Below are 24,176 nucleotides of genomic sequence, written 5' to 3'. Positions count from 1 at the left end.
TGGCAAAGGCACTCATTTGAACAGCGTAATGCTGATCGCACCGGCCAAATCGCCTTCAGCTTTACCCTCCTTCGGGTAGCCCGTTACATCGACCTCGCCTTTGGGTCCACCGTGACACGTCAGGCAGGATGCCGAGTAATATTCGGGGATCAGCATGCGAAAAGACGGGCGACCGCTCACCTCCACCTCCTCGGTAAAGGATTTGCCTTTCGGCCAATCGGGAGACAGAAAATCGCTCTCTATGACGTGCTGCTCCCAGTCGTCCGGACGCGCTTTGCGATTGCGGATCAGCTCCTCAGGCGCCGTCACCTTCATCTTTGCCTTATCGCCGACCTTTTCCTCAAAACGTTCATTGACCAACCGGGCGAAGGTCGAGGGAATGAAGCCCTTGAAACCCACACCTTTCATATCGATCATGCTTTGATGTTCGTCGACAACTTCCTTTATCGCGGCGACCTGCGCATCGAACAATTGTTTGTCGAAGGGGCTGAAATTTTGATCCGATACGGAATCGCCCTTGCGCTGCGCAAAGATCTGCAGCGCTTCGTTGACGACACGTTGACCGGTGAGATCCTTTTTCCCGAGGGATTCATCGTTGATCAGTTTCTGATGACTTGAGATGACGGTCCGGCTGGCGCGCAACAATGCAGCGAGCCGTTCACCTGTGAGCATGTCATCTTCGTCAGCAACAACAAAGCCCGCCAGAACACAAAACGCGGTCCATGCCAAACAGACACCAGATATCAGGCCGCGCCGCATGTTGAGCCTCGTCGTATAGTACCCGCAGCGCGATAGTATCAGCTTGTGCTAAAATTCAAAAGTCATTAGTCATGGTCAGTGACGCCTAGCGCCTCCGTCGCGCCCCGACGACGGAGCATATTGCGCCAAATCGTCAGCCTGCCTTCCACCGAGAAGCAACCTCATATAGGCCACCGCGGTCTCAGACTGTCACAACTTCCGAAAGACCAGCACGCCGCAGGCAGGGAGAACCACATTGAGCGCACCTCCTACGGCTTCCATCCTGTTGCCGCCATTCCCGATGTTCCAGCCGCCATATTCGGCAGCGTCGGTATTGAAAATCTCCTGCCAATGAAAGTCACCCAACCGATCGCTGTGCAACCAATAGCCGTGGTTGAATGGAGCGTCATTGAGCGAGCCGACGATAAGGAATTCTTCCATGCCATTCCAACGGTGAAACGCAATGACGCGATTGGCATTGTGGACGGTGGAAACTGCGATGTTGTGCGAGCGGACGGCATCCTCGTTGATACTTAGGGATATCAGGTCACGATAACAGGCCATCAATCTCGCGCCGCTGCCAGCCGCCTCTCCGAGAATATCCTCCCGGTTATCGAGAAAATCATTGTAGCGGTATGGCTGCTGGGCGCCGACCTCCTCGCCCATGAAGAACATGGGCGTGCCCGCCGACAGCAAGGTCATCGCGGCGGCAAAGCGGCTCCTAGCCTCAGCCCATACCCGCGTTTCACCAACCAACGGCGCGAAGTTGACCGCCACGACTACCGTCCGGGCTGAACCCTCCCGGTTGCCACAATCATCATGCGATTGATTGTAGACCACTTTCGAATGGGCACTCGCATCGAAAGCTCCGGCAAACGATGACAGGGCAAGTTCCCGACGATCGCCGTAGCCGGCAAATTTGACGAGCTGTGCCTGGGATCCGCCATGGTACTCGATGAGATTGTGGTGGAAATCCCCATACCATGTCGCATCGAACCCGAGACCATCCCCGTTTAGGCTCGGCTCCGTCATAGCGGGCCAGTCGGAATAGTCTTCGGCGGTGAGAAACAGGCCCGGCTTGATGAGCCGCATCGTGCGGGTCCATTGTTTCAGGAATTTCACGCCAAACGCCGCAGCCCTGCCGGCCGGGTGTCCGTTGGCATGCAGGACGGGATATTGATGGATGGAACTCGTCTGATCGAGCCGAAAGCCATCTATATGGCAAATGGAGACAAAGAACGCAGCGCTTGAAACGAACAGCTGGCGCACCGCCTCTTCGTGGAAACGTGGCGCCCAACCCGTGGAAATATTGTCGATATAGCCGCCGGTCGGCTCAGGGTAGTCGCTGGGCTTCCCCTCGTACCAATAATAGATATTGCGGGTGTGATCATTTGAATCGTAAGCCCATTCGGCCCGCTCGCCGTCCGGGTCGAAGTGGTTGTAGCAGACGTCCAGAATGACAACGATACCCTGCTGGTGACAGGCCTTGACGAACATCTTGAGCCGGTCGGTGCCGCCAGCGCCCTGGTCGGTGGCAAAGAAATGCGAGGTACCGTACCCCCAGTTCGCCCGCGTCTCGAACTCAGCGATCGGCAGCAATTCCACAGCGTTGATGCCCAATGCCACAAGATGCGCGATGAAGGCGATGGCATCGTCCAGCGTGCCTGGAGCGTCCTTTCCGAAACCCAGCGCACCGACATGGAGCTCGTAAATTACCAGATCCTCGATCCGTTTCGGCAACGGCCGGTTGGCGACAAACTCATCGGCCCAGAAATCGTCCGCAGTGACTTCTTCTCCAGATGCAAGCAAGACCAGTCTCGGATCGCAGACGACCGAGCAACTCTGTGGTCCGTCGAGCGCTTCGGGTTTTCCATGATAGGGCGCGCCGTCCGGGTCCAGATCGCCTGCCCCGATTTGCATCAGCGACCAGATGTCGGTCCGGTATGCCAGAGAGCCGTCGTCTTTCGTGACATGATACATATAGGCTGTGCCGACCATGCTCTCGAAATCGGTGAGGCACGCGTCGTCTCCCGTCTGGACGACCCAAATTCCATCACCGGTTTTGCGCATTTCGACGGACTTGATCGCCCCGGTTCCATCATCGGCGACATATCCGATTGTTGGATCGGCCAGAACAAGCGAAACCGCTTCGGCGTTCGGTGCCCAAACCGAAAAGCGAATGCCGGCGGACGCGTCTCCCCTGCGGATACGGTTTGCGCCAAGCAGACCCTGCCAGGTTAAATGATAGGTCTGCGTTGATGTATCCGGCTGGAGCATGAAGAAGCGCTCGCGACGCTGTGAGGCCTCGTCATCGAGTTCGGCCGCAATCGCCCACATCCCGGGAGAGCCCGGTCGATCCACTTCAATTCCCCACCGGAACATCGTGCCGACCTCGGTGTCCGGAAATTCGATCTGCGTGCGAAAGACTTCATATCCGTTCGCATCGATGCCAGCTTGCATATTGGCGGACGTCCATTCCTCGGCGCTGCGCCCCTCCCCGTCCCAGCTACCCCACAAGCGAAAATTGTCGAAGTCGAGGGACGAAAAACCACTGCGAAACTGGAATTGAACGCTGATCGTCATCGGTCGCTCCACAATTAGCTGGGCTGCAAACTGGCCCATACGACTTCGAAGCTAAATCATGACGTCATTTATATCGCTGTTCCGCCGGGTTTGCCGGGTTGATTGAAGTCACCTTGCGCATCCAAGGGCTTTGACGACGCGTTTAAGCCCCTGATCGCAGCGCGCTTGCGGAAGAGATCAGGACCAAATCGCGCTTCGCGATCAATGAGGTCCTGGCGAAGGAGGCTCCGGGCATCGTGTGGCCGCGCAAAGAATTCACAGTTCGACATAGTCCATTTTTCCGTAAAAGAGTGGCACACAATACCTTTTGACGTAGCTATAAGAGGGGTTTGCAATTTTATCGTGCATATCGGATCATGGTTGTGGCGAAGGAGTGGGACACTCCTTGTATGTCACGGAGGGGAACATGGCTTCCAACTGTGTTATCGATATCTCCCATCACAACGGCAATCGGCTACGCTTCGACAAGGCGAAGCAGGCTGGCGTTCTCGGCGTTATTCACAAGGCTACGCAGGGTGAAGCATATGTCGATCCGATGTTTAGGCGAAATCGCGACGCTATCAAAAGGGCAGGGCTGCTTTTTGGGGCATACCATTTTGGGACCGGATCGAACGGGATTTCACAGGCCCAACACTTCCTCGATATCGTGCAGCCGGATGAAAACACAATCCTGGTTCTGGATTTTGAGGACAATCCGACCGGCCCGTCTATGACGTTGGAAGAAGCGCGAGCCTTCGTAACGCATGTCAAAACGAAGACTGGCCGCCATCCAGGCTTTTACAGTGGGCACACGATCAAAAGGGCCCTCGGCACAACAACCGATCCTGTTCTTGGAGCCTGCTGGTTTTGGCTTGCGCAATATGCATCCACGGCGGTGGTCCCTCCGAACTGGAGCGAGTGGACGCTATGGCAATACACCGATGGGGGGAGCGGACCAGATCCTCATTCCGTCGATGGCATAGGCTTATGCGACCGAAATCAATTCAAAGGCACCCCGGCTGACATGCGGGCGTGGTGGGGACATTAGCCAGCTCGAAGGCAGCCCGACCGATCCACCTTGGACGAGGGCTGCATTGACGGTAGAGCGGATAGCCCTGCCTTGATCAAGCTGACGATCAATTTCAATCGACTCTTTGCAATTAAAGAGTAGCATATCTTCATAGATCAATGTCGGCGGCTGACCACGGATGTACTGGCAGCTGTCGATGTTGAGCGAAGAAGGTCGGGACTTCCCGGCCTTTTTCATGACTGGCATTGCGACTTCTGCATGTCCGCCCCTCAGGCGACAGCCGGGACCGCGACGCGATCGGTCAGCAGCAGCCTTGCCACTGCGCTCAAGAGATCTGTCTGCGATATCAGACCAAGGATCCGGCTATCGGCATCGACAACGATAACCGCATGCGTGCGCCCATCCGTCAGAACGGATAGCAGTGATAGAGCTGAGTCCGAAATGGCAGCGACTGCGGGTTTCGATATGGCGCGCGCGATCGTGCTGGTACTCTCCGACAATTCCCGCAGGCCGACTGTGCCGATTAGCCGGCCTTCGCGGTCTTTCACCGGCAAAGTGCGGATATTGTGCTTCAGCAGCAAGTGCCTTGCGTGATCCGGTTCGACGTCGTCGCCGACCGCGATCACGTCACGCGACATGATGTCGGCGCAGCTTATGGTTCCGTGCGACCGCAACGTCGCCTGCAGTTCGACCTGCTGCAGCAGGCGGCTGAGGTCTGCCCTGTCGATGTCAAAGGTCTCGTCAAGCGCTTCGAGAGCCGCATCGACGTCTTCCTCTCGAAAGCCGACCCGTTCAGATGAAGGTAAGTCGATTGTCTGATGAGTATTCTCCGCAGGTCTAGGGGCGACATGCGGATAGTTGCGCCTGGAAAGCTTGTGGAAGAGCAAGCCCAGCCCGACAAGAATGCAGGAGTTCAATGCCACGGGGACAAAAGGAAAAAGAAAACCCCAGCCGGCAACGACCGGGCCGCCGAGAACGGCGGTCAAGGCAGCAGCACCTCCAGGCGGGTGGAGGCATCTGGTGAAAGACATCGCGCCGATGGCAAGCGAAACGCCGACACCGATTGCGATGATCGGATCATGAATGAGATAGGCGGCGACAATGCCCATCAGTGCGGAGATCGTGTTGCCACCGATGATCGACCACGGCTGCGCAAGCGGACTCGAAGGCACTGCGAAAAGCAGCACCGCCGATGCCCCCATTGGCGCGACGATGAGCGGAAGATGCGGCCCCTGCCCGAACAGATAGCCGCTGATAACCCCCGTGAGACCAATGCCAAGCAAGGCGCCAAGGCATGCGATCAATCGTTCGCGCAAGGTTGCGCCAGCCAGGATCGGAGAAAACAACCGCAAGCGGCGCGAATGGCTCGGTTCCATGTTCCGGGAATAGGGATTATGCATGATAAGACCGGTTATGAGAGGGTATTATTGCGAACGGACGGAAAGGACGCCGGCTAGTTTGTGACGAGCCGAGGATCTCTGCCCTTTGTCGCGTTGAGGACTTCGTGGAATGCATTGAAAGCGCTTGGGCAATCGTTCTTGCGGTAGACAAGGAGCGTATCGACGGGTCCGAGTTGATGGGTCTGGATGCTCGTCGGCCAATGCATAAGATCAAGGACCGATTTCGGCATCACTCCAGCCGCGTTTCCGGTCGCAACGCTCGCCAGGATCGCGTGGTAGGAGCCAAGTTCGGTCGTTTGCAGGGCGCTTGATTTTCGCGCCCAGTTTTCGGCAATCCTGCGATAGGTGCAGCCGGGCTCCAACGCGGCAAGCGAACCAACACGGAGGTCGGCAGCGGATTTGATCGATGGATGGCCGGACGGCAGCACAATCAACAGGTCCTCGACAAAGACGGGCTCTATCTCGAGCCTCTTGAGTTCGGCGTCAAAATCCGGTTCCTCGTCCAGCATCGCCTTGGGTGGGCGGGCGATCAACGCGCAATCCAGAGTGCCGGCCAGAACGTCCCGACCGAGATCGCGGGACGCCCCCAACGTCAGACGCAGAGAAACATCCGGCCACATTTGGTTGAACTGCGACAGCGCCGCCGGCAGCCGGCTCGCCGCCGTACTTTCCATCGCGCCCACACGCAATGTCCCCGATGGCGCAACGGGTCGGACTGCTTGTCGCGCTTCGAGCGCAAGCGCCGTCAGCCGGTTGGCGTAGGCGAGAAACGTTTCGCCTTCCCGCGTCAACGTCATCTTCTTGCCGTCGCGGCTAAAAAGGGGAACACCAAGGTCTTCCTCAAGCTGTTGGATTCGGGTTGTCACATTCGACGGCACGCGCCCGACCGCCTTGGCGGCCTTTGTAACGCTACGGTCGCTGGCAACCGCGAGGAATATCTCGATCGACGAAAGGTCCAACGGAAAGATCTCGATTCCAGAATGAAGTTCACATATAGTTCTCTATACAAAAATCATTGTCTGAGCTCAAGCAGGTTTCGATAGCGGACCGCACACGCGATTTGAGGAATGCAGATGACCATATCGGATCAGCACGATGCGGACGCTAGGCCTTCTGAATTCGCATCGCCGACCGGCCTGATGCATGAAGCCGATCCAGCCTGCGACGGCTCTAAGGCCAGCGAGGCTGCCCCCTCAAACATTCCGGCATGGCGGCAGACAGAGCGTCAAAGATTGATCGATGAGCGGAAATCCTTGCTGTCGGCACAGCGTGAGGAATTTACCCGCTTGATTGCGACCTACCTTGATCACGTGATTGCCGATGTGGCCGGCCAACATGTCAGCATGTTCTGGCCGTTTCTGGGAGAGCCCGATCTTCGTGGATGGATGGCCACCGCGACCGCCCGTGGCGCTACGTGTCTATTGCCTGTGGTCATCGCCAAAAACACGCCCCTGATCTTCCGATCGTGGAAAATAGGAGAGCGGCTGGAACGTGGCATCTGGAATATCCCGGTGCCGGCAGAGGGCAGGCAGGCTATCCCCGATGTCGTTATAGCGCCGCTCGTTGGCTTCGATAACAATTGCTTCCGGCTTGGCTACGGCGGTGGCTATTTCGACAGGACTCTCGCTTATCTCGCCCGCAAGCCGCTTATTATCGGCGTTGGCTTCGAATCGCAGAAGATCAACACCATCCACCCCCTCGCGCACGACATTCCGATGGATGTGATCGTGACAGACACTGGGGTACGATACCGATGAATTCCTGCGTCGGCTCGAACCGATGTGGCGCCGGAGGACTGTGAAAGGTCTGCCAACCTCGGAATCTTGAGAACCTCGGGAACATTTGCCAAGGCCGGACATCCAATCCACGATTGGAGATGAAAAATGAAAGCAGTAACTCTTTTGGCAGTGGCCGGGCGGCCCCTTTTGGACGATCGCGCGAGTGAGGCCATGCTGATCAAGCGCGCCACCGACAGAGATCCTGGGGCGTTTCGAACCATCATGCGCCGCTATAATCAGCGTCTTTTTCGCATTGCGCGCGGCATAGTGCGCGACGACGGTATCGCCGAGGACGTTGTTCAAGAAGCCTACGTCCGTGCCTTTGAGCATATTGGCAGTTTTCGGGCGGAATCATCACTATCCACTTGGCTGTACCGGATCGTCATGAACGAGGCGCTCGGCCGACTTCGTCGGTCTTCGCGCAGTCTGGAGATCGCCTTGCCAACCCATGCGGCAAGCGCTGACGTCGTCCCATTTCCAAACGGTGTAGCAACAGACGATCCGGAAAAGACGATGGCACAAAGGCAGATATTGCAGCTCGTAGAAGAGGCGACCGATGAGTTGCCGGATAATTTTCGCCTCGTTTTCATTGCCAGGGTAATCGAAGGCATGAGCGTCGAAGAAACGGCAGAACTCTTAGGCATCAAGCCCGCGACGGTGCGATCCAGACTTCACCGGGCTAGGGACCTGCTGCGAAAGCACATCGACGACCGAATTGGTCCGGTACTCCTCAACGCCTTTCCCTTTGCCGGATGGCGCTGCGAGCGGCTGACGACAAAGGTGATGAAACGACTTGGCATCGAAGAATAGCTTTTCCGGAACGTTTGGCGTTGGGCGGCATCAAAAGAGCGTCACCAACACACACCCGGCGCATATTTCGTCGTCGGAAAGAGGAGTTCTGAAATGTTCGTTCGATTGAGCGCGGCCGTTGCCGCAATCTGCCTTCTCAGCCCCACCGCTTACGCGGCAGGCGCGGCCCCGACCGATCCGCAGATCGCCCATATCGCCTATACGGCCGGTGTGATCGATATCGAGGCCGCCAAGCAGGCCGTCAAAATCTCGAAGAATAAGGAGGTCGTCGACTTCGCAAAGGACATGCTGCGTGATCATGAAGCCGTCAATCAGCAGGCGCTCGCTCTCGTGAAGAAGCTAAAGGTCACGCCTGAAGACAACAACACAAGTCGCGAGCTCACGAAGGCTGCGGCTGCTGAGCGCGATAAGCTGGCAAAACTGAAAGGGGCTAAATTCGACAAGGCCTATATCGAAAATGAGGTCGCCTATCACAAGCAGGTCAATGGCGCACTTGAGACCGTGTTGATCCCGTCGGCTCAGAATGCCGAACTCAAGGATCTCTTGGAGACCGGCCTGAAGGTTTTCCAAGGCCATGAACAACATGCCGAGCATGTCGCGGCGATGCTGAAATAGGGAAGCCAAACTATGCGAATTGCATGTGGCGGCCGGCTGGGAGTGGCCGGCCTGGGGCTGTTGCTATCTGTCCTTCCCGCCGAGGCCGCGACGATTGAGGTCACGATTGAAAAGCTCGTATTCAAGCCGGCGGCGGTCAACGCGAGGGTCGGCGACACGATCAAATGGGTCAACAAGGACGTCATGGCGCATACGGCTACTGCCGACGGGAAATTCGATGTCGTCATTCCCCCGCATCAGTCGGCCTCGACCGTGGTAACCAAGGCGGGTGCGATCGAGTATTACTGCCGCTTCCATCCAAATATGCGCGGGCGGTTGGAGGTGGCCGAGTAGCCGTCTCCAAATACTCTCCCGGCGGACCACCGCGATCCGCCGGCCAGCAAAGATCCAAGGTGGCCCAGCCTTTCCTGGTATCGGGCCTGGTATCGGGCGATCTGCTTGAGATCATTGATCGCAACGCTGTCCCCCACTTCTATCCTCTGCATCTGCAAGGCTGCATTCGCGTTCGAGATCATCGAGCGAATTGCCGAACAAAACAGCAATCCGCCCGTCAAACCGGCATTGTTTAATTCCTTCACGTCGGCTTGCCCTCACACATTGCCGCTTCCGATGTTGGCATATGGATTGCGTCTGTCATCCCGGATGCCTGAAGAGATGATAGTCGATGTTGTATGTTCTCCCCTCTTTGCTTTTGAGCTTTTCCCTTGGACTGAGCTGGAACAGGTTTCTGCTGACGTTCACAAACCGGGCCGAGCTGCTTCAAAAGCAGATGCCAGTAACAATGGTCGCCGCCACCGTCAGCCTTTCCGCTTTCGCGCTGTCGGTCGGCGACAAGGGGCCCTGGCTGGGCGGAACGATCGTCCTGCTTGGACTGGCGCTCGCAGCGGTAATCAGGGGCGTTTTCCATCCCATTGCTGTTGTGGCGCTTTCCGTAGCCAGCCTCGCGGCCTACCTGTATTTCAGGGTACCGGCCCTTTAGTATTTTCCTAGAGCGCTTTTTAAGACCGCGTTCATCGGATATCTCGCCTCAAGACGAGCGCATATGCAAAGATTTAGCGGATCGTGCCAAAGCCGGTGCTCTTCAATATATCCTGACCCCTATCCGACACCAGGAAATCCCCTAACCGCCAGGCGTCGCTTGAAGCACCCTTGCGCAGCCCGAAGCCATATTCGACCTTCGGCGAAAATTCCGGGGGGATCTCGACGACGCTGAAAGCCGGATCGGCCTGCAGGAGGCGGGCGTTCGAATAGTAGCTCATCATCAGATCGGCCTCGCCATCGGTGATCAGATAGCCGCCGCCTTTGCCCGGCGGTGTCGGCGGCGAGTCGCGGCCACCAACCAGTTGGCGTGCTCGGGATTTCATCGCCTCGCCACTGCCCGGATGTCTTGTCTCGATGCGTTCAAACACCTCGAAGGCATAGTCACCGGAAGGATCGTCTCCGGGCGTCGATGTGCCGATCTTCACAGACGCATCGGACAGAACAGCGAGAAAGTTCTCTCTCGTCAGGCCGAGATCGGCACGGGCGAGGACGCAGAGCCGGTTGCGGGCAAAACAAACAGCCTCTTCCGTGATACCCAAGGAGGCGAGACGCTGTGGATGCGTCATGTTGGCCGAAGCAAAGAGATCGAATGTCTCGCCCGCTTCGATCCGCTCGCGCAGAAGACCGGCAGGGCCAAGCGACAGCGAAACCACAATGCCGGTCGCTTGTCCAAAAGCCGCGATGATCGCCGGAAAGGCATGCCGCATGCTGCCCGCAGACAGGATTTTGACGGGTTCGGTCATGGTCGATTTCCTTTTCGATCCCTTTGCCGGAAAAGCGGCACGAAGGCCGCCTCCTCGCGCGCGCTGCCGCCAAGCCGGGCAGCACGCACGGGAATGCCGTAAAGCGCTTCGAGATTGGCTTCGGTCATCACGGCATCGTTCGTACCGAAGGCAGTTTTTGCATGGTCAAGCATCAGCAGCACCTTGTCCGCCACTGCCATCGCATGGTTCGGCTGGTGGGTCGTGAAGGCGATCGCAAGCTTCTCGCGATCGGCCAGTTCGCTGAGCAGGGAGAGCACCACGTCCTGGTTTCTAAGGTCCAGCGCCGAGGCGGGCTCGTCGAGCAGCAGGACCGCGTTCTCGCCAGCCAGCGCCCGGGCAATCAGCACGAGCTGGCGTTCGCCGCCGGAAAGAGCGTTGATGTTGCGCGTTGCGTATTCGGCCATACCGGTGGCCTCGAGCGCCGCCATCGCCTTTTCGATATCGCTCTTTCGGGGTGTGCGGAAGAGCGCGATATGCCGGGCGCGGCCCATCAGGACTACGTCCAGCACCGAATAGGGAAAGGAGCCGGAAAATTCCTGCGGCACGAAGCCGGTGCGTGGGTTCAGGTCCAGAGTGCCTGATGTCGGCTTTAACAAGCCTGCCAGCACGTGCAGCAAGGTGGACTTGCCACGGCCGTTCGGACCGAGGATGGCAGTGATCTCCCCTGCCCTCAGGTCGAAGTCGAGATCGCGAAACTGAAAGCGCTCGCCGTCATAGGACTGACTGGCGGCCGTAATGCGCAGCATAACCGGATCACAATCCACGCACGCCTCCCTGGGTTTGTTTCAGCACCATCGCGAAGACCGGCGTGCCGATCAGTGCGGTGAGGATCCCGAGCGGAATTTCAGTGCTGGTGGCAGTGCGGGCGACGGTATCGATAATCAGCAGATAAAGCGCACCGATGATCAGCGAGGCCGGCATCATCAATCGGTGATCAGGTCCGACCATCATGCGAGCCGTATGCGGCACGACGAGGCCGACCCAACCGATGATCCCGCTGACAGCCACCTGCGCTGCGACGATGCAGGAGACAAGCACGAGGATCAGCCAGCGCAGCGGCTCGACATTGACGCCAAGTGCGCGGGCATCCTGGTCGCCGATCGACAGAAGATTGATGCGCCATCGTAGCCCCAGCAGCAGAATGCTGCCGATCAGCACCGGCCCGGCGATCAGAAACAACTTTTCCCAGTTAGCGGTGGCAAAACTGCCGAGCAGCCAGAAGACCATGGCCGGCAGCTTGTCTTCGGTGTCGGCAAGATATTGCGCAAGGCTGACGAGCGCGCTGAAGAAACCGGTGACGACCACGCCGGCCAGCACCAGCGCCAAGATGTTGCGCCGGGCAACGATGCCGTTCAGCGCATAGACGAGAATGAGTGCGGAAAGGCCAAAGACAAAGGCGGAAGCCAGCAGGCCGTAGCGCGAAAAACTCAGGAGAATCGCGAGTGTGCCGCCGAAGGCCGCTCCGGATGAAACGCCCATCACCTGCGGCCCGACCAGCGGATTGCGGAACACGCCCTGCAACGTCGCGCCGGAGAGCGCGAGGCCTGCGCCGGAGAGCAGTGCGAGCAGGATGCGCGGCATGCGCACCGTGAAGACGACATTCGCCTCCGTCGGCGTTACCGGCACGTGGGGCGGAGAGATCGGGCTCCAGAGAATCTGCACCACCCGCGCGAACGCAATGTCGTAGCGGCCGATTCCGAAGGAGCTGATCGTGACGAGAACGAGAACGATCGCCAGGATGACGATGATCATCTGAGGCGAACGTCGCGGGGAAGGGTCATTCCTCATTGCGCGGCGCGGTAGTCGGTATGATAAAATTCTTTGTAATAGGCGTCCGCTTCCTTCTGCATGTCGATGTCCTGGAACCGCTCGGGATAGAGCTGTTTTGCCATCCACAGTTCACCGAGCGCCATGGCTTCCGGCATCGGATAGCCCCAGGCCTTGGCATATTCCGGCATCAGATAGACCCTGTTGTTCTTGACGGCATCTATGGTCTGCCAAGCCGCAGTCTTCTTGATTTCGTCGACGACGGCCGGATAACGTTCCTGCACGAAGATCACGGCCGGGTTCCAATTCAGCACGTCTTCCATGGTCACCTGCTTAAAGCCGACAATTGAGCTCGCGACATTGCGGGCGCCGGCGCGCTCCATCATCAGGCCGGTATATTTGCCGCGGCCGTAGGTGGTGAGGTCGGGATTGGCCATGTAAACCGGCACCCTCTTGTCCTTAGGGATATCCGCAAGGCGGTCGGCGACAAGCTTGCGGGTCTTCTTCGTCACCGCGATCATCTCCTCGCCCTTGTCCTTGTTGCCGAGGACGTCGGCGATCAGTCGCACGCCGGTTGCAAAACCGGCGTCGATCGCCGCCGGCTCGTCCTTGACCGAGGGATTGAGTTTCGCTGCCTCGTCCGGCGGCACATCGAGAAGCGATATGGCGACGACGGCAAGACCGCCATCCTCGATCTGCTTGATCATGTCGGCGGGCGCATAATTGGTGACGAAGACCACATCCGGCTTTAGCTTCAAAAGCTCCTCGATGTTCACCTTGGTCAGACCGCCCGGCATTGGCAGGTTCGCAAGCTGCGGCGCCAGACGCACATAGTTGGCGCCGAGCTGCTGCTTCCACTCGTCGAGAACGCCGACGACCTTATTCATCGCATCGAGCTGGACCGCGATGTTGAGCGTCTGGTGCTGCAGGATGACAACGCGGTTGACGGCATCCGGGATATGCACCTGGCGACCGATCTGGTCGGTCACGACATGGTCGGCAAAAACAGGTGTGGAGAGCAATAAACTACTGATTGTAATAGTGATTTTCGCAACGGAAGCGAGACGTTTGATCATGGGCATGCGTCCTCCTGGAAGAGGCCGAGCGCTAGCATGATATTCAGCCGTATACAACGGCGTTATATTTTAATGAATATTTCGATACGCCCATGAGGCTAAAAAGCCAGGACGAGTTACCCAACCCACGGGCTGACGGCGACTGATACGCCGCTCCACACACGATGGAATCGAACTTCAATCCGGCAATCGCAAGGGCGGCATCACCAGAAGAAAATACCTATTGCATTATGGTCATAATTTTATATTATGATCGTAATTTAAAGATCGGAGCATTCGGTCCGCGCTTTGATCGATTTCAAGCAGAAGCAGGTCTAACGAGGAAGCACATGAACCAGGAACCAGGATTGAGGACGACGGAGAAGTCGGAAAAGTTGACTGCCCTCAGTGTCGTCGAGGCCGCACGCGCCATACAGGGCGGAAGTCTTTCTGCCGAGATTTACGCGGAAGCGCTTCTGGCGCGAGCACGCGAGCAGTCGGATATTAGGTCTTTCATAACGATCGATGAACAGGCTGTTCTTGCGGCGGCACGAGAAGCTGACAAAGCGCGCAGCGCTGGCGCATCCGGCTCTCTCCTTGGAGTGCCGCTCGGCGTAAAGGACAGCTACTTGACAAGTGGGCTACGGACGACGCTCGGCGTCAGCAATCTGAAAGATTTTGTTCCCGAACATGACGCGGGGGTGGTCAGTGCTGTCAAGGAGGCCGGCGCGCTCGTGTTCGGCAAGAATAACCTCGTTGAAATGTCCTACGGCTTGACGGGGAACAATGGTCCCTATGGCCAGGTGAAAAATCCCCGCGCCCTTGAGCGGGTCAGCGGTGGATCGTCAAGCGGCTCTGCCGCGGCTGTAGCCGCTGGAATCGTGCCCGCGGCTTTCGGAGGAGACACTATCGGTTCGATCCGGGTACCGGCGTCACTCTGTGGAGTGGTGGGGTTCAAGCCAACGACCGGGCGTTGGCCGCGGAACGGCGTTGCGCCAATTTCCCATGTTCTTGACACGACAGGCGTCTTCGCCCGCACAGTCGAAGATTGCGAGTTGATTGATCAGGTCGTAACCAAAGCTCCCGCATCGACAGCATCCGAGAAAGGCAATCTCAAGGGCGTGAGATTCGCATATGCTCCGAAGCAGTATCTTGACCTTGTTGAGACCGATGTAGAAGCCCGTTTCTACGAAGTTATCCGTAGACTGCGCGATGGCGGAGCCGAAGTTTTTGAAATCGATTTTGGCGATGAGTTTTCGGCGCTCGCCAATATGACGACCTGGAATCTTTTCTTCCGTGAAACCATGGAAGCAATCGCCGGCTTTCTTCAGGATAACAGTATTCCAACCTCGTTTGACGAAATCTACAGAGACTTGAAGCCGGGCTTGAGAGAAGTTTGGCAACAACTCGTGCTGCCGACCGGATCCAAATGGTTGACCCCGGGCGCATATCACGCAGCGTTGACGATTGACCGGCCCCAAATCCAGCGACTGTTCACTGAGGCTTTTGCAACAAGCGGCGCTGAGGCGCTCCTTCTACCAACAACCCCCTGCACGGCGCCGGAGATTGGCAAAGAAAATGAGTTCTTGATTGCGGGGAAGGAAGTGACATTCGCAGCCCTGGCGAAAAACACCATTCCGGCCAGCGCAGCGGGCCTTCCTGGCATCAGTCTTCCCATGGGCAAAGCGAGCAACAATCTTCCGATCGGCCTTGAGATCGATGCCCCCACTGGTAGCGATCGTCGCCTCCTGACACTGGCACGTCGGGTGGAAGCGCTCGGTATCTCGTCTCTTTGAAACGCATCCTCGGTTGCGGCGACTCGTCTCCACCGATCACGAGAAAGGGTATGAAGAATGACGACTACGGTAGACATCGAAAAGATCAACGTCGAACATGTTACGATCCGCTCCAGCAAAGATTTCAATGCCGTCAGGTCAAAGCTGGAAGCCACTATCCCCAGGATAGATGACGGTATTTTCGCCCTCCTGCGTTACCGAGAATCGGCTCGCGCGCTTCAAGAATTGGAGGCTCTACCTGCACTCTCCATTTTCGGATTCAGGGATCATGGAGCGCTCCTTCAGGTCGCTGGCCTTCAGCGTCAGTCGATCCAGTACGACATTGGTAATCCGCTGACCGCATCGAAGATGACCCGGCATCGCATCTCGGCCGGCCTTTACGCACCGGTTCGGGTTCTCCTGCGCGAAGACACTAACGGTGTCGCATTTGAATATGATCGGCCACTCTCCACCTTTAGCCAGTTCGCTGATCCGCGCGTCGACGAAGTTTCGCAAAAGCTCGATCAGAACTTGCTAGCTGCTCTTGAAACAGCAGCGTCCTAAAGTATGAGGACAGTATGCTGATTGACGTAAATCGCATGAGACAGGCACTTCGGGAAGAAACAGATGCGATTTGAAAAAGGTCATAAGGAAAACACACGGCGTCGGATCATCGACGTCGCTTCCAAGCGTTTTCGCGACGATGGCGCGGCCGCGTCGGGGCTCGCGGGGATCATGACAGACGCCGGGCTGACAAACGGCGCGTTCTATGCTCACTTCGATTCAAAAGAAGCACTCGTAAAAGAGGCCATGGTGAGCGCGCTGACGCATCAGCGGGAAAATCTAGAGCAGGCTCGGAACGACCAGCTGAGTTTTGAGAGCATCATCCGCAACTATCTCAACGTTGACCATATGCTCGGACGCGAAAACGGCTGCCCATCAGCTGCGCTGTTGCCCGAAATCGGAAGACAGCCAGAGACGACCCGCGAGGCTTATGAAGTTGAGTTAGGCAAGTTTACGGATGTTCTGGCATCGAAACTTCCAGCTTCGCGTTTATCCTCACCCCGGGAGAGAGCGACAGCGATCTTCGGACTGATGGTGGGCACCCTCCAGATTGCCCGAGCTATCACCGACTCATCGAAGGCGTCAGCCATATTGGAAGGTGGCGTCCAAGCAGCGCTCATTCTGGCAAGGTCGTAAACGAGCCTGACGCCAGCAAGGTCCTAACTTGTCTCGCTTGCGCTTTTTGGGACTGCAAAAAGGCATGAAAACGCGTCACGTGACGCGCAAAAGCGAACTGCGGAAATGTTTGCGACAGACGCGAAAAAAGGCCCGGAGGGAAACCGGGCCTTCTCCCTTTTCTGATCGGAGGTCGAATTCAGATCAGATTAGAAAGTACGCTCGAAGCGGAGGATACCAGCCCACTGATCTTCGTTGATCGAATCCCAGTTGGTGTAGGAGATTTCCGGCTCGACCAGGAGGTGCTTAACCGGGTTCCACTTGATGTTCGTCGTAGCGGCGAAGATCTTGGAGTCGGTGTAAGCGAGCTGCAGGTTCCACTTCAGCTTGTCGTTGAACGGTACGCCGACGCCACCCCAAACTGCCCAGTCGCCCCAGCCGATACCGGAAGCGTCGCCGCCACCGTTCGCGCCCGCGTACTTGTTCAGCTTGTCGCCGTCCGTGTTCCAACCACCCATCAAGAAGGCCGAGAAGGCGCCGAAGTCAGCGTCGACACGAGCCTTGATGGCGCCTTCTTCGACGATGGAGTCATAACCACCAACGACCTTGAAGGACCATGCGCCGGCCTTGTAGCCAGCACCGGCAACAACGTCCGGAGCGTAGTGATCCGAGCTGTCTTCGCCGTTAGCGCCGGTTGCACCAACGCCGGAGTTGGTGTCTTCCACCGAGATCACAGCCGTGAAGCCGTTGCCGGCATCGTAGTTGTAGGTGATCTGGTTGAGTTCGTACGGACCGTCATAGACCACGTCGTCGTTGATGACGTCGCCGGCATAGCCGGTGAAGACGTTGAACTGCGAATCTTCCTTACCGATGATGAAGCCGCCGAGGCTGATGCTGCCATGGAGGAAGTTCGTGCTCGTGGAGCCGCCTTCCTGCCAATCCCAACGCAGTTCCGTATTGGTCTTCAGAGGACCATATTCGGTGTCGGTGGCCGTCTGCAGCTGCAGTTCAGCGCGGGTGTGCCACAGCGTGCCACGAACGTTGTTCGGGTTGTAGGCATCATACCATTCACCTTCCGTACGAACCTTGCCGCCGATCTTGAGGCAGGTCTCAGTACCCGGGATGAAGAAGTAGCCTGCACCGTATGCGTCGCAGATGCGAACGTATTCGAGCGGCTCCGGTTCAGCGGCAACAACAGCGTCAGCCGCATGAGCACCGGAAACTACTGCAAGGGCAGCAGCGGAGCCGAGAAGAAGGCTCTTGATATTCATTTTTTCTCCAATCGATGTGCCTGATCAGAAGAAGGCTGCGTAACCCCGCGGCGTTCATCTATCTGGCTGTTCCCTTTTGTTGGAAGCCATTGGACCCCCGAGCGCACGATAGCGAGAGAATTACTGTAGCCAACCCAATATCTAAGTGCATCCATGAAAATACCTGACATAAAGTCGTCATAGATGCAGAAATACATCAGTAAATTAAGAAGAATTGAATATATATGCCTAGTTAAGACTTCAGAAATATTCAGAAACACGCGAATTATACATGTAATACTGATCACTAGCGCCCACATGGTAAGCAACTATTATCATTTTTCACCGAGTTGCTGCAGCGACTCATCTTCTCCACACGTTTGGAAAGCCGCGTAGCAGCGACCTTCGCAGAGCCGTCCGCGTCGTACTTCGATGTCTTTTTTGGTGCCGAGCGAATGACGCGAAAACGCGTTGGGAAGGGAGAAACGGTGCGCATCGCAAGGCGTCAACGCCCAGAAGCCGTTGACAGGCCGTGTTGCGCGCCTGTGGGAAAGGTGACGGTGTCGTTGTTGGCGCTGTCGGCGGCGCGCGTCCCTGGCCAGGTGCCGAAAGAGATACTTCGTCTCGGTTGACACATTCACGTGACGACACCTCGTCGATGTTTACCGAGGAAAAATGCCGGCGTATCATATGATGATTGGTTTTGTTGGTGCGTCGATTTCACTGTCAGGCAGGGATGGACACATGCTTACTCTTAATATCAATGGACAACCGCAAGAGGTCGACGTGCCGGAGGACATGCCGCTTCTGTGGGTGCTGCGTGATCATCTTAATCTGGTCGGCACCAAATACGGCTGTGGCATAGCCCAATGCGGTGTCTGCACTGTGCATGTAGCTGGCAAGCCAGTGCGTTCCTGCCAACTGGCCGTTGGCGATGTCGGCACCCGCGCCGTCGTCACCATTGAAGGAATTGGCAACACGCCCAACGGCGCCAAGGTCCAGCAGGCCTGGATGGAAGCTGCGGTGCCACAATGTGGCTATTGCCAAGCCGGCCAGATCATGTCGGCTACCGCGCTGCTGGACAGCAACCCCCAACCCGATGATTCTGATATCGACGCAGCCATGGCGGGCAATCTCTGTCGCTGCGGAACCTATATTCGCATTCGCCGGGCAATCAAGAACGCTGCGACCAAGCCGGCCTGACCATGACAAAAATCATCGGTATTGTCGTCGCGATCCTTGTTGTTGTCGCGCTCGGTTTCGCGGGCTGGCTGTTTCTTGGCCGTGATCCGACCTCCTTTGCCGGCGGCTCGACCGTGGCACTGGAAGATTATCAGGGCGCCAATGTTACCGGCGTACCGGCGGAGCTCGCCAATGCGGATGTGGTGAAGCGTGGCGAATATCTCATTCATGCTGCAGACTGCGAGGCCTGCCACACTGCCCCTGGCGGCGCACCCTTCGCGGGTGGCTTTGCTTTCAACATGCCGTTCGGCACCATCTATTCGACCAACATCACGCCGGACAAGGAAACAGGCATCGGCAATTACACCGACGCCCAGTTCCTGGCGGCTGTGCACAAGGGCATTCGTGCCGACGGCGAGAAACTCTATCCCGCCATGCCGTACACCTCCTACACCTACATGACGGATGCCGACGCGCTGGCCATCAAGGCCTATCTCTTCACGCTTAAGCCCGTGCATGCCCCCGCCAAGCAGAACCAGCTTTCCTGGCCTTTCAACCAGCGCGGCCTCGTGGGGCTCTGGGACGTGGCCTTCAATACCGACGAGCGCTTCCGTCCCAACACCAGCCAGAGCCCACAATGGAACAGAGGCGCTTATCTTGCCGAGGCCTTGGGCCATTGCGGCGAGTGCCACACACCGCGAAACGTCGCCTATGCCGTCGACAACCACCAGAAATTTGCCGGCGCCATCACCGCCGGTTGGCACGCCTACAACATTACCGGCGACAAGGATTCCGGCATCGGCGACTGGAGCGATGATGATGTCTACCGTTACCTCTCAACCGGACATGCCGATGGGCATGGCGGCGCGGCGGGCCCGATGGGCGAAGCCACTGACGACAGCCTCAGCTATTTGGTGCCGGACGACGCGCATGCTCTGGTGACCTATCTGCGCAGCATACCTGCCCATGCAAGCGACCTGCCGCGCACCGTCACCACGGCTGCGTCGGCGTCGTACAAGGAGGGTGCGGTGGCGGACGCCGATTCGCGCGGCGAAAAGATCTTCGCCGGCGCCTGCGCCAGCTGTCATGACTGGACCGGCGTGAGCCCGGTCACCGGCTATGCCACCCTCACCGGCGTGCGCGCGGTGAACGATCCCAGCGCCACCAACGTGGCGCAGACGGTCATCAATGGCGTCAACCGCACGACCGCCGACGGCAGGATCTTCATGCCAGCCTTCGGTGAGGGCTATTCCGACGACGACATAGCGGCCGTCGCCAACTATGTCACCGCCCGTTTTGGCGCCAAAGGCGCGCATTTGACAGGCAAGGATGTGGCCGATTTGCGCAAGCAGGCGACCCAGAAACCTAGTTCTCCGGAGGCACCCAATGGCTGACACGACGTCAAACTTTGCGCAGTCCGATGCTTATCTCTCAGCGCTGATCCACGAGGTCCGTTCCACCCCCACGGCCAATGCATCGCTGGCCATAGGGCGACGCGGCTTCTTCAAGCTCGCCGGCGCGGGCGCTGCGGGGCTGGTGCTGGGGTTCTACCTCGGAGATCCAGCGTTCGCCGCCGAGACAGCGGACAGCAAAGAGCAAGTGATGAACGCGTTCATCCGCATCGCTTCGGACAACACGATCACCATCTACTCCAAATGTCCGGAGATCGGCCAGGGCATCAAGACCTCCTTCGGCGTGATCATAGCCGACGAACTCGACGCCGACTGGAACCATGTCGTGATGGAGCAGGCCGACATCAATCCCAAGGTCTATGGCAGTCAGGGCGCGGGAGGCTCGACCTCCATCCCCCGCGCCTGGGATCAGCTGCGTCAGGCCGGCGCCGGCGCCAAGGCGATGCTGATCGCCGCCGCGGCCCAGCAGTGGGCGGTCGACCCGTCGCAGATTACCGCTCAGGATTCGGTCTTGACTCATGCCGCCAGCGGCAGGTCGGCAACCTATGGATCGCTTGCCGCCGCCGCGGCAAAAATGCCTGTGCCCGATCCCAAGAGCCTGAAACTGAAGACCCGCGCCGAATATCGCCTGATAGGGAAAGCCTATCGCGGCGTCGACGATCCGAAGGTCGTCACCGGGCAACCGCTGTTCGGCATCGATGTCCAGCGTCCCGGCATGGTCTATGCCAACTTCACCAAATGTCCGGCAGCGGGTGGTAAAGTCAGGTCCTTCAATGTGGACGAGATCAAGGCCCAACGCGGCGTGCTCGACGCCTTCGCCGTGGACGGCACCGGCATGGCGGTCGAAGTGATGCCGGGCGTCGCCGTCATCGCCAAGGACACCTGGAGCGCCTTCCAGGCGAAGGACAAGCTTAAGGTCGATTGGGATCTGAGCGAGGCGTCGACAGATTCCACATCGCAATTCTCGGCCCAGGCCAAGAAGCTGGCGAACAGTTTCCCGGAAAAGCCCGACGACAATGTCGGCGACGTGGACAAATCCTTCGCCAATGCCAACAAGACCGTGGAGGCCTATTACGAATATCCTTTCGCCGCGCATGTGCCGCTGGAGCCGATGAACACCACGGCACACTGGCATGACGGGGTGATGGAACTATGGGTGCCTACCCAGCAGCCTGATCGCGGCTTGCCGTTGATCGCGAAGGTGGCGGGCATACCGCAGGAAAAAGTCGTGATGCACCAGACCCGCGTCGGCGGCGGTTTCGGACGGCGGCTGGTCAACGACTATGCCTGTGAGGCTGCAGCCATCGCGCTGAAGGTCAACGCCCCGGTCAAGCTGCAATGGACCCGTGAAGACGATTTCGGCCATGATTTTTATCGTCCCGCCGGCTATCATCAGTTCAAGGGCGCGATTGCCAAGGACGGCAGTCTCGACGCCTGGCAGGAACATTTCATCACCTTCACCGCCGACGGCAAAAAAGAAGCCTCGGGTGCCAACCTCACCGACAATCTGAGATATTCCATCAAGGCGCCCAATCTGCGCCGCGGCAAGACCATGTTCCCGCTGAAGATTCCGACCGGCGCCTGGCGCGCGCCCGGCGACAATGCCCAGGTCTTCGCCGCGCAAAGCTTCATGCATGAGCTGTCGCTTGCTTCCGGTCGCGACCATGTCCAGTTCCTTCTCGATGCAGTGAACCGCGATGTGCCTGAGCTGGCTCCCAAGGACCAGAGCGTCAACTTCAGCCCCAAGCGGGCCAGCGACGTGATCAGGATGTGCGCTGAGAAGGCAGGCTGGGGCAAGACGCTGCCGAAGGGCAGCGGTCTGGGACTGGCCTGGTGCTATTCCCACGCCGGCCATGTCGCCCAGGCCGTTGAGCTTAGCGTCGATGCCAACAAGCAGATCAAGATCGATCGCATCCTCGTGGTGCTTGACGTCGGACCTATCATTGACATGGCCGGCTCCGAAGCCCAGGCGCAGGGCGCGTCCACCGACGCTCTCTCCACGGCCATGGGCCTCAAAATCAATATCGAAAACGGCCGGATCCAGGAGCAGAATTACAATGCCTATCCAATTCTGCGCCTGCCCTTCGCACCGATGACGATTGATGCCTATTTCATCCAGTCGGACAATCCGCCGACCGGCATGGGTGAACCCGCCTTCCCAGCGCTGGCCCCCGCGCTTGGCAACGCCATATTTGCCGCAACGGGCGAGCGGGTGCGCCGCCTGCCCTTGCGCGATCTGGGCTACTCACTGGCAATCTGACAGGTCGCCTTATGGTCAAACCGCATGGGCCTCGATTAAGCCCATGCGGTTCTTGTTTTCCTGGCGCTGCCATTAACGACAGTTTGCGGGCGTCCGCTGTCTTCGACTGCGAGCCAACGCCTGAGGGGTTGAGCGCGCGGCCCTTGCCGTGGGCCTAGACAAAGCGAGATTGCAAAACGAAAAACATTTCATAATGGAGTATATCTATAGAAATTAAGCTCTTATTTTCCGCCGCAACATCCTTCACCCATGAGGCGCTGGATTTAGGAGAGCGCGGATGGAACTGGCCCTGCAACAGACCGATCGAATTCGCCCGGTGGCGGCTCGCTTAACAAACGAGGAAGAGGCGATCGCGACGGCGCGAACGCTGGCGAAGCAATTTGCGGAATCGGCTTCCGATCGCGACATCGATCGACTGCTGCCGCATCATGAGCTTGACGCGCTGTCGCAATCGGGTCTGCTTTCGATCACCGTTCCCTCCGAATACGGCGGGCTCGATGTCTCCAATACGATCCTGGCCGAGGTTACCGCCATTCTCGCCGAAGCCGATGGCTCGATCGGGCAGATACCGCAAAACCATTTCTACATTCTCGAAGCCTTGCGGACCGACGGGAGCGAAGAACAGAAGAAATTCTTCTTCGGCCGGGCGCTGGCCGGCGATCGGTTCGGCAACGCATTGTCCGAACGTGGCACCAAGACCGTCGGCCACTACAATACTCGCATCACCCGCGACGGGCTCGGCTACAGGATCAATGGCAGCAAATATTATTCGACCGGCGTCATTTTCGCCGACTGGATCACAGTCTTCGCGCTGGACGAGGACGACCGGCTGACCATGTCTTTCGTGCCGCGTGGTACCGAGGGCATCGAGATCGTCGACGATTGGGACGGGTTCGGCCAGCGGACGACCGGCAGCGGCACCACGATCCTCAGCAATGTCCATGTGCGTGCGGACGCTGTCGTCTTTCATCACAAGGGTTTCGAGCGGCCGACAACCATCGGTTCCGTCGGGCAGATCATCCATGCCGGCGTCGATCTCGGTATCGCCCGCGCGGCTTTCGCCGAGACCGTCGATTTCGTCAAAACCACGTCGCGTCCCTGGATGGACAGCGGTGTCGACCGGGCATCCGACGATCCCTTGACCATCGCCAAAGTCGGACAGATCGCCATCCGTCTCGAGGCGGCGACGGCTGTCATCGAACGCGCCGGCCAGAAGGTCGACATCGCCCAGATCGACCCGAGCGAAACAAATGTGGTGGCGGCTACGCTTGCCGTCGCAGCCGCCAAGGTGCTGACGACGGAAATCGCACTGGAGGCATCGAACACCCTGTTCGAACTGGCCGGCACGTCGTCCGTCCGCGTCGGTCTCAATCTCGATCGTCATTGGCGCAACGCGCGTACCCACACGCTGCACGATCCCGTGCGCTGGAAATATCATGTGGTTGGCAATTACCATCTGAACGGCGTGACGCCGCCGAAAAACGGCGCGCTGTGAACCCTCAAGCAAGAAGGCCCATTCCGATACCGGAACGGGCCCTCCTCATGCATCTTGGGAGGA

General features: G+C 58.1%; 22 protein-coding genes. 13 read left to right on the top strand and 9 right to left on the bottom strand.

All coding sequences use genetic code 11. The features are described 5' to 3' along the window. Positions 1 to 12: 12 nt before the first annotated feature. Both FHT86_RS14505 and FHT86_RS14500 read right to left on the bottom strand, forming a co-directional pair. Positions 13 to 759 (bottom strand): DUF3365 domain-containing protein, encoded by a 747-nt coding sequence (locus tag FHT86_RS14505; RefSeq protein WP_133707501.1) that lies wholly within the window; start codon positions 757 to 759, stop codon positions 13 to 15. Positions 760 to 948: 189 nt separating this feature from the next. After that, entirely contained in the window at positions 949 to 3,321 is a 2,373-nt protein-coding gene (locus tag FHT86_RS14500; RefSeq protein ID WP_133707500.1) for an alpha-amylase family glycosyl hydrolase, read from the bottom strand. A 406-nt stretch (positions 3,322 to 3,727) separates the two neighbouring features. Between FHT86_RS14500 and FHT86_RS14495 the strand changes: the two genes are divergently transcribed. After that, positions 3,728 to 4,348: a glycoside hydrolase family 25 protein gene (locus FHT86_RS14495; protein ID WP_133707499.1), complete on the top strand. Its 621-nt coding sequence runs from the start codon at positions 3,728 to 3,730 to the stop codon at positions 4,346 to 4,348. 251 nt (positions 4,349 to 4,599) lie between these two features. On the opposite strand, the gene FHT86_RS14490 is transcribed toward FHT86_RS14495, so the two are convergent. After that, positions 4,600 to 5,730, bottom strand: a complete 1,131-nt coding sequence (locus FHT86_RS14490) for an HPP family protein (protein WP_133707498.1) — start codon at positions 5,728 to 5,730, stop codon at positions 4,600 to 4,602. A gap of 53 nt (positions 5,731 to 5,783) precedes the next feature. Next, a complete protein-coding gene (locus FHT86_RS14485; RefSeq protein ID WP_133707497.1) occupies positions 5,784 to 6,689 on the bottom strand; it encodes a LysR substrate-binding domain-containing protein in 906 nt (301 codons plus the stop codon). A gap of 114 nt (positions 6,690 to 6,803) precedes the next feature. Between FHT86_RS14485 and FHT86_RS14480 the strand changes: the two genes are divergently transcribed. The 5 genes from FHT86_RS14480 to FHT86_RS14460 all read left to right on the top strand — a co-directional run bounded on the left by FHT86_RS14480 (position 6,804) and on the right by FHT86_RS14460 (position 9,912). Next, a complete protein-coding gene (locus tag FHT86_RS14480; RefSeq protein ID WP_133707496.1) occupies positions 6,804 to 7,487 on the top strand; it encodes a 5-formyltetrahydrofolate cyclo-ligase in 684 nt (227 codons plus the stop codon). A gap of 192 nt (positions 7,488 to 7,679) precedes the next feature. Then, complete coding sequence (locus tag FHT86_RS14475; protein ID WP_246779510.1) at positions 7,680 to 8,318, top strand: RNA polymerase sigma factor; 639 nt, start codon at positions 7,680 to 7,682, stop codon at positions 8,316 to 8,318. A 93-nt stretch (positions 8,319 to 8,411) separates the two neighbouring features. After that, positions 8,412 to 8,933, top strand: coding sequence for a DUF4142 domain-containing protein (locus tag FHT86_RS14470; RefSeq protein ID WP_133707494.1), 522 nt, complete (start codon positions 8,412 to 8,414; stop codon positions 8,931 to 8,933). A 12-nt stretch (positions 8,934 to 8,945) separates the two neighbouring features. Then, complete coding sequence (locus tag FHT86_RS14465) at positions 8,946 to 9,266, top strand: cupredoxin domain-containing protein (protein ID WP_133707493.1); 321 nt, start codon at positions 8,946 to 8,948, stop codon at positions 9,264 to 9,266. A gap of 331 nt (positions 9,267 to 9,597) precedes the next feature. Further along, positions 9,598 to 9,912 carry a hypothetical protein gene (locus FHT86_RS14460; protein WP_133707492.1) on the top strand — a complete coding sequence of 105 codons (315 nt, stop codon included), beginning with the start codon at positions 9,598 to 9,600 and terminating at the stop codon, positions 9,910 to 9,912. Between the two features lie 73 nt (positions 9,913 to 9,985). Here FHT86_RS14460 and FHT86_RS14455 read toward each other — a convergent pair whose 3' ends face one another. From FHT86_RS14455 to FHT86_RS14440, 4 genes are read right to left on the bottom strand one after another with little or no spacing between them, the layout of a single operon-like run. Next, positions 9,986 to 10,717, bottom strand: coding sequence for a molybdate ABC transporter substrate-binding protein (locus FHT86_RS14455; RefSeq protein ID WP_133707491.1), 732 nt, complete (start codon positions 10,715 to 10,717; stop codon positions 9,986 to 9,988). After that, the gene (locus FHT86_RS14450) at positions 10,714 to 11,502 is read right to left on the bottom strand and encodes an ABC transporter ATP-binding protein (RefSeq protein WP_312862334.1); all 789 of its coding nucleotides are present in this window, start codon (positions 11,500 to 11,502) and stop codon (positions 10,714 to 10,716) included. Before FHT86_RS14450 ends, FHT86_RS14455 begins: the two co-directional genes overlap by 4 nt. After that, on the bottom strand, positions 11,492 to 12,490 hold the full coding sequence (locus FHT86_RS14445) for an iron ABC transporter permease (RefSeq protein ID WP_133707490.1): 999 nt from the start codon (positions 12,488 to 12,490) through the stop codon (positions 11,492 to 11,494). Before FHT86_RS14445 ends, FHT86_RS14450 begins: the two co-directional genes overlap by 11 nt. A 32-nt stretch (positions 12,491 to 12,522) precedes the next feature. Further along, on the bottom strand, positions 12,523 to 13,587 hold the full coding sequence (locus FHT86_RS14440) for an ABC transporter substrate-binding protein (protein WP_246779509.1): 1,065 nt from the start codon (positions 13,585 to 13,587) through the stop codon (positions 12,523 to 12,525). A 158-nt stretch (positions 13,588 to 13,745) separates the two neighbouring features. Here FHT86_RS14440 and FHT86_RS14435 point away from each other — a divergent pair, with 158 nt between their 5' ends. The 3 genes from FHT86_RS14435 (at position 13,746) to FHT86_RS14425 (ending at position 16,535) form a co-directional block, all read left to right on the top strand. Beyond that, positions 13,746 to 15,356 (top strand): amidase family protein, encoded by a 1,611-nt coding sequence (locus FHT86_RS14435; RefSeq protein ID WP_312862333.1) that lies wholly within the window; start codon positions 13,746 to 13,748, stop codon positions 15,354 to 15,356. 57 nt (positions 15,357 to 15,413) lie between these two features. Continuing rightward, positions 15,414 to 15,899, top strand: a complete 486-nt coding sequence (locus FHT86_RS14430) for a DUF302 domain-containing protein (RefSeq protein ID WP_133707489.1) — start codon at positions 15,414 to 15,416, stop codon at positions 15,897 to 15,899. 63 nt (positions 15,900 to 15,962) lie between these two features. Beyond that, positions 15,963 to 16,535 carry a TetR/AcrR family transcriptional regulator gene (locus FHT86_RS14425; RefSeq protein ID WP_133707488.1) on the top strand — a complete coding sequence of 191 codons (573 nt, stop codon included), beginning with the start codon at positions 15,963 to 15,965 and terminating at the stop codon, positions 16,533 to 16,535. A gap of 188 nt (positions 16,536 to 16,723) precedes the next feature. Here the strand turns inward: FHT86_RS14425 and FHT86_RS14420 are convergent, their stop codons facing one another. Then, positions 16,724 to 17,785, bottom strand: coding sequence for a porin (locus FHT86_RS14420; RefSeq protein WP_133707487.1), 1,062 nt, complete (start codon positions 17,783 to 17,785; stop codon positions 16,724 to 16,726). Between the two features lie 723 nt (positions 17,786 to 18,508). Between FHT86_RS14420 and FHT86_RS14415 the strand changes: the two genes are divergently transcribed. From FHT86_RS14415 to FHT86_RS14400, 4 genes are all read left to right on the top strand, one after another. Continuing rightward, positions 18,509 to 18,967 (top strand): (2Fe-2S)-binding protein, encoded by a 459-nt coding sequence (locus FHT86_RS14415; protein WP_133707486.1) that lies wholly within the window; start codon positions 18,509 to 18,511, stop codon positions 18,965 to 18,967. A gap of 2 nt (positions 18,968 to 18,969) precedes the next feature. Continuing rightward, positions 18,970 to 20,340, top strand: a complete 1,371-nt coding sequence (locus FHT86_RS14410; RefSeq protein WP_133707485.1) for a cytochrome c — start codon at positions 18,970 to 18,972, stop codon at positions 20,338 to 20,340. Continuing rightward, complete coding sequence (locus tag FHT86_RS14405) at positions 20,333 to 22,618, top strand: xanthine dehydrogenase family protein molybdopterin-binding subunit (protein WP_166656824.1); 2,286 nt, start codon at positions 20,333 to 20,335, stop codon at positions 22,616 to 22,618. The genes FHT86_RS14410 and FHT86_RS14405 overlap by 8 nt, the downstream gene beginning before the upstream one ends. A gap of 277 nt (positions 22,619 to 22,895) precedes the next feature. Beyond that, the gene (locus FHT86_RS14400; protein ID WP_133707483.1) at positions 22,896 to 24,113 is read left to right on the top strand and encodes an SfnB family sulfur acquisition oxidoreductase; all 1,218 of its coding nucleotides are present in this window, start codon (positions 22,896 to 22,898) and stop codon (positions 24,111 to 24,113) included. The last annotated feature ends 63 nt before the right edge of the window (positions 24,114 to 24,176 follow it).

The sequence above is a fragment of the Rhizobium sp. BK313 genome, from assembly GCF_014193655.1.
Taxonomy (GTDB): domain Bacteria; phylum Pseudomonadota; class Alphaproteobacteria; order Rhizobiales; family Rhizobiaceae; genus Rhizobium.
The sequence above is the reverse complement of the archived record's forward strand: the minus strand, read 5'-3'. Positions and strand labels throughout refer to the sequence as shown.

Bases quoted from the DNA above. Each gene is read 5' to 3' on its own strand.
- FHT86_RS14400 (WP_133707483.1), top strand. From the start codon at position 22,896: ATGGAACTGGCCCTGCAACAGACCGATCGAATTCGCCCGGTGGCGGCT.
- FHT86_RS14500 (WP_133707500.1), bottom strand. From the start codon at position 3,321: ATGACGATCAGCGTTCAATTCCAGTTTCGCAGTGGTTTTTCGTCCCTC.
- FHT86_RS14505 (WP_133707501.1), bottom strand. From the start codon at position 759: ATGCGGCGCGGCCTGATATCTGGTGTCTGTTTGGCATGGACCGCGTTT.
- FHT86_RS14460 (WP_133707492.1), top strand. From the start codon at position 9,598: ATGTTGTATGTTCTCCCCTCTTTGCTTTTGAGCTTTTCCCTTGGACTG.
- FHT86_RS14490 (WP_133707498.1), bottom strand. From the start codon at position 5,730: ATGCATAATCCCTATTCCCGGAACATGGAACCGAGCCATTCGCGCCGC.
- FHT86_RS14455 (WP_133707491.1), bottom strand. From the start codon at position 10,717: ATGACCGAACCCGTCAAAATCCTGTCTGCGGGCAGCATGCGGCATGCC.
- FHT86_RS14425 (WP_133707488.1), top strand. From the start codon at position 15,963: ATGCGATTTGAAAAAGGTCATAAGGAAAACACACGGCGTCGGATCATC.
- FHT86_RS14420 (WP_133707487.1), bottom strand. From the start codon at position 17,785: ATGAATATCAAGAGCCTTCTTCTCGGCTCCGCTGCTGCCCTTGCAGTA.
- FHT86_RS14410 (WP_133707485.1), top strand. From the start codon at position 18,970: ATGACAAAAATCATCGGTATTGTCGTCGCGATCCTTGTTGTTGTCGCG.
- FHT86_RS14495 (WP_133707499.1), top strand. From the start codon at position 3,728: ATGGCTTCCAACTGTGTTATCGATATCTCCCATCACAACGGCAATCGG.
- FHT86_RS14440 (WP_246779509.1), bottom strand. From the start codon at position 13,587: ATGCCCATGATCAAACGTCTCGCTTCCGTTGCGAAAATCACTATTACA.
- FHT86_RS14470 (WP_133707494.1), top strand. From the start codon at position 8,412: ATGTTCGTTCGATTGAGCGCGGCCGTTGCCGCAATCTGCCTTCTCAGC.
- FHT86_RS14435 (WP_312862333.1), top strand. From the start codon at position 13,746: ATGGAATCGAACTTCAATCCGGCAATCGCAAGGGCGGCATCACCAGAA.
- FHT86_RS14415 (WP_133707486.1), top strand. From the start codon at position 18,509: ATGCTTACTCTTAATATCAATGGACAACCGCAAGAGGTCGACGTGCCG.
- FHT86_RS14445 (WP_133707490.1), bottom strand. From the start codon at position 12,490: ATGATCATCGTCATCCTGGCGATCGTTCTCGTTCTCGTCACGATCAGC.
- FHT86_RS14405 (WP_166656824.1), top strand. From the start codon at position 20,333: ATGGCTGACACGACGTCAAACTTTGCGCAGTCCGATGCTTATCTCTCA.
- FHT86_RS14430 (WP_133707489.1), top strand. From the start codon at position 15,414: ATGACGACTACGGTAGACATCGAAAAGATCAACGTCGAACATGTTACG.
- FHT86_RS14465 (WP_133707493.1), top strand. From the start codon at position 8,946: ATGCGAATTGCATGTGGCGGCCGGCTGGGAGTGGCCGGCCTGGGGCTG.
- FHT86_RS14475 (WP_246779510.1), top strand. From the start codon at position 7,680: ATGCTGATCAAGCGCGCCACCGACAGAGATCCTGGGGCGTTTCGAACC.
- FHT86_RS14480 (WP_133707496.1), top strand. From the start codon at position 6,804: ATGACCATATCGGATCAGCACGATGCGGACGCTAGGCCTTCTGAATTC.